Here is a 4,226-nt window from a genome sequence, read left to right as displayed (position 1 = left end):
ATGGCGATGCGGTTCTGTTCGATGCGCTCATGGGTTTCGACTTTCATGTTCTGCAACAGCTCAGTGAAAAAAGCGTGTTGCTCGGCGTTCATGTAGTCATCCGCCGGCATGGCCAGCAACTTGTCCTTTGTCATTGATATCTCTATAAAAAAACGTGCATTAAGGCGAATTAGGGAGCGTTCCGGCAGACCGGTACAGGTCTTCGGAAAGGCGCCGTTTATACCAAGCGCCACCCGGCACTCAATTTACGAGGGGCGGCAGTCTAAGGCCGAGTCGAGGCCTCAGCAACTGAAAAGACAGCGAATTTGTCCGACAAAGCCACGAAAATGCTCTATGGCAGGCATCGAGGTGGCTATCGGAGTGCGTTTATAGCAAGAAATTCAATCCAGCACAGGTATATAGAAGATAAACGGCTGCGTTTGCCTGTCCCTGAAGCGCAGACAAGGTGGGCGCCCGAACGGGTCTGCGCTGAATCGCCACATAAACGAACGCCATCGCGAGATGGCTCGCGATGGCGCGGTACAGCACAGACATGGATGGGATTACATTAACAAGGCGATCAGGATGATGATCGGGATCGGTACGCCGAGAAAGAACAGCAGTAATGAACGCATGATGATGCTCCTGATTTAACGATTCGTAGTGGTGGTTACATAGTCGTCGGCTTCCAGGTACACAACGGCATCCCGGCGACGACCACCGAACGTTGCGGCCAGGCTGGCAAAGAATGCACCCGCCAACAGCGCGACAAACATCCAAAGAGTGCTCCAGGCCGCGACCTTGGCAGCGGTGTCTGCCGCCTCTTGCGCGGCCTGCTTGGCATCGGCCACCGCTTTCTGCGTGCGGGCGTAGACTTCATCGACACGACGCTCCGCGTCGGCCTGGGTCAGGTTGGTCCGCTGTGCGACCAATTGCGCCAGGTAGGTACGGTCTTCGGCAGACAGTTGCCCGTCGCTCAAGGAGCGCACGAAGATGCGGGTCACGGTGCCACGGGCGGCATCATCACTGACGGCAGCCGGACGATCATCGCGAAACAGACTGTCGATGTAATAACCGTACTGATCACTGTTGGTGTTGGCAGCCGCCGTGCCCGCCGCTTGCGTGGCAGCACTGGCGGCGCCACCGACGACTTGCGCCCCGGCTTGCACGCCACCACTGACCACACTGCTGACCGAACCGGCCACCAGCGTTGCAGTCACCAGCGTCGCCACGCACCAAGCCAGAAAACCGTGGGCAGTGTCGCGGAAGTAAACTTCATCGGTGTGCATGAAGGCCCACTTCACCCGCAGCCGACCGGCGATGTACCCACCGAGCCCTGACGCCACGATTTGCGTGAAGGCCAACCAGACAATCGTCGAAACGCCAAGGGTCTTGGCGCTCACACCTTCATTGGCCCACGGCGAAACCGCGGAGAACCCGAGGCCAAAACCGAGCAGCACGAGGATCAGCGACAACGCCGCGGCAGCGGCGGCCCCGGCGAAAATCGCCCCCCATGACACACCCGAAAGCGTGCTCGCCTCATCTACGGCAGGATAGAAACCATCAGAGGATCTATTCATTGTTTTGTCGCTCCAGGCAGAAAAATGGTGTTACAACTCTCGAAATAGCAATTGCAGACACCGTGCCAGCCGCGCACCTGGAATAAATCCTTGTTTTTCAACGTGATAAAAAGTTTGAACTTCGCAGCTTCTTGCAATATGCAACGAACGGGCAGACTCAGCGGGTTTTATGCATTGAAGCGTCCATGAACTTTTATTTAGAAAGCCTGCGATCATTTCTTGGCAAAATGCTGCACAACGTTGTGAACATTTCATCAGGCCAGCCCCATGACCCGCATCTTGACCATTGAAGACGACGCCGTGACCGCCCGTGAAATCGTCGCTGAATTGAGCAGCCACGGCCTCGACGTCGACTGGGTCGACAACGGCCGTGAAGGGCTGGAACGAGCGGTCAGCGGCAACTATGACCTGATCACCCTCGACCGCATGCTGCCCGAACTCGACGGCCTGGCGATTGTGACCACGCTACGATCCATGGGTGTGGCCACACCGATCCTGATGATCAGCGCCCTTTCCGACGTCGATGAGCGCGTGCGCGGTTTGCGCGCCGGCGGCGATGACTACCTGACCAAACCCTTCGCCACCGATGAGATGGCTGCCCGGGTCGAAGTCCTGCTGCGTCGGCAGAACACCGGCACCGCCCAGGCCACCACGTTACGGGTAGCGGATCTGGAACTGAACCTGATCAGCCACGAAGCCAGCCGCGACGGGCAATTGCTCACGCTGTTGCCCACCGAATACAAACTGCTGGAATTCCTCATGCGCAACACCGGGCAGATCCTGTCGCGGATGATGATTTTCGAAGAAGTCTGGGGTTATCACTTCGACCCCGGCACCAACCTGATCGACGTACACATTGGCCGCTTGCGCAAAAAGATCGACCCACCTGGCAATGTCCCCTTGATTCGAACCGTGCGAGGCTCGGGTTATGTCATTGCCGAACCCGTCTAAAGGCTGGCGCTCTTCCAGCAGTCGCTTGCTCGCGCTCTACAGTGCGCTGTTCGTGGTCTGGAGCGGCATTCTCATGGGCGTCATGTACTTCGAGGTATCCGCCTACCTCGACAACCTGGCCAAGCATTCGCTGATGCAGCGTCAGCATCTGTTTTCGCGATTCCAGGGCGAACAACTGGTGGACGCGCTCGCCGTCAGCATGACCTTCGATATCCGCGGCATCGACGGTTATGGCCTGTTCGATCAGCAGCACCGATATCTGAGCGGCGCCCTGGACCACATCCCCCGTGGCCTGCCGCTGGACGGCAAGATCCACATGCTCAGCGATTGCGCCGACTCCGACGACCCGACGCTGCCCAATGACAGCTGCGATGCCGTGGCGACCCAGACCCGCGACGGCCTGTTGCTGGTGCTGGTGCGTGACAACGGTTCGCTGTTTGCCGTCACCCGGATCATTCTGCACGCGCTGTTCTGGGGTGTGACCCTGACCATCCTGCCGGGCATCGTCGGTTGGCATTTGTTGCGCCGCCGCCCGCTTCGGCGGATCCGCGCGATTCAGGCCAGCGCCGAAGCCATCGTCGCCGGCGACCTCACCCGACGCTTGCCGCTGTCCAATCGCCGGGATGAACTGGACATGCTTGCGGCCATCGTCAACGCCATGCTCGAACGCATCGAGCGCCTGATGCATGAGGTCAAAGGCGTGTGCGACAACATCGCCCATGACCTGCGCACGCCACTGACACGCTTACGCGCGCAGCTTTACCGCATGCAACAACAAGCCGGTGAAGGTACGCCGCAAGCGGCGCAACTGGATCTGGTGCTGGGCGAAGCCGACACGCTGATGGCGCGGTTTCGTGGCCTGCTGCGGATTTCCGAACTGGAGGATCGCCAGCGCCGCTCCGGCTTCGTGCAACTGGACCCGGTGTCGTTGTTGCGAGAGTTGCATGAGTTTTATCTGCCCTTGGCAGAGGACGACGGCCTGACGTTCGAGCTGCAACTGCCTGAATCATTGCCGCCACTCAATGGCGACCGCGCCTTGCTGTTCGAAGCGCTGGCCAACCTGTTGAGCAACTCGATCAAATTCACCCCGCCCGGCGGCCAGGTGATTTTGCGCGGGATCAATCATGACGGACATACCCGCATCGAAGTGCTCGATTCCGGGCCGGGCATTCCCGAAGCCGAACGCGAAGCCGTGTTCCAGCGCTTCTATCGCGCCGAAGCGGGCAATCTGAAAAGCGGTTTCGGCCTGGGCCTGTCGATCGTCGCAGCCATCGCAAGCCTGCATGGGTTTGCGCTGGAGGTGGGTAACAGTGAACTGGGTGGAGCGCGGCTGGTGCTCGATTGTCGGGAGAGTTTGATTACCCCCTCATGATCGTTCCCACGCTCCGCTTGGCAATACAGCCACATGATCGTTCATGATCGTTCCCACGCTCCGCGTGGGAATGCAGCCTGGGACGCTCCGCGTCCCTTTCGGAAGCTGGAACGCGGAGCGTCCCTTAAAGCATTCCCACGCAGAGCGTGGGAACGATCGACGAGTCAAGCCGGGTAGTTGGCCCGCAGGGCCTCAAGCCCGCCCTGATAAATCCCGGTGAACAGCGCCACCACCTCCTCATCACTCACACCCACCGGTTCAAATCGACCGGACCAGGTCACCCGCGCGCCCTGATCGTTCCCACGCTCCGCGTGGGAATGCAGCCTGGGACGCTCCGCGGCCCT

At 59.6% G+C, this 4,226-nt stretch carries 3 protein-coding genes and 2 pseudogenes; 2 read left to right on the top strand and 3 right to left on the bottom strand.

Features of this window, described 5'->3' with window-relative positions; genetic code table 11:
* Nucleotides 1–134: pseudogene (locus D8U18_RS26910) on the bottom strand (TraR/DksA family transcriptional regulator); the annotation flags it as partial.
* A 495-nt stretch (nt 135–629) separates the two neighbouring features.
* Nucleotides 630–1,559 (bottom strand): hypothetical protein, encoded by a 930-nt coding sequence (locus D8U18_RS26905; protein ID WP_056856723.1) that lies wholly within the window; start codon nt 1,557–1,559, stop codon nt 630–632.
* A gap of 267 nt (nt 1,560–1,826) precedes the next feature.
* Here D8U18_RS26905 and D8U18_RS26900 point away from each other — a divergent pair, with 267 nt between their 5' ends.
* Entirely contained in the window at nt 1,827–2,510 is a 684-nt protein-coding gene (locus D8U18_RS26900; protein ID WP_056856724.1) for a response regulator transcription factor, read from the top strand.
* The gene (locus tag D8U18_RS26895) at nt 2,488–3,882 is read left to right on the top strand and encodes a HAMP domain-containing sensor histidine kinase (RefSeq protein WP_056856725.1); all 1,395 of its coding nucleotides are present in this window, start codon (nt 2,488–2,490) and stop codon (nt 3,880–3,882) included. Before D8U18_RS26900 ends, D8U18_RS26895 begins: the two co-directional genes overlap by 23 nt.
* A 164-nt stretch (nt 3,883–4,046) precedes the next feature.
* Here the strand turns inward: D8U18_RS26895 and D8U18_RS26885 are convergent.
* A pseudogene (locus D8U18_RS26885) lies at nt 4,047–4,226 on the bottom strand (hypothetical protein); the annotation flags it as partial.

This window comes from Pseudomonas sp. Sample_10 (assembly GCF_004321495.1).
In the GTDB taxonomy this organism is placed as follows: Bacteria; Pseudomonadota; Gammaproteobacteria; order Pseudomonadales; family Pseudomonadaceae; genus Aquipseudomonas.
Note: the sequence above shows the minus strand (reverse complement) of the source record. Positions and strands in the feature narration are given on the sequence as shown.

What these genes read in the sequence shown, in the direction of transcription:
- D8U18_RS26905 (WP_056856723.1), bottom strand. Translation starts at nt 1,559, where the DNA reads ATGAATAGATCCTCTGATGGTTTCTATCCTGCCGTAGATGAGGCGAGC.
- D8U18_RS26900 (WP_056856724.1), top strand. Translation starts at nt 1,827, where the DNA reads ATGACCCGCATCTTGACCATTGAAGACGACGCCGTGACCGCCCGTGAA.
- D8U18_RS26895 (WP_056856725.1), top strand. Translation starts at nt 2,488, where the DNA reads ATGTCATTGCCGAACCCGTCTAAAGGCTGGCGCTCTTCCAGCAGTCGC.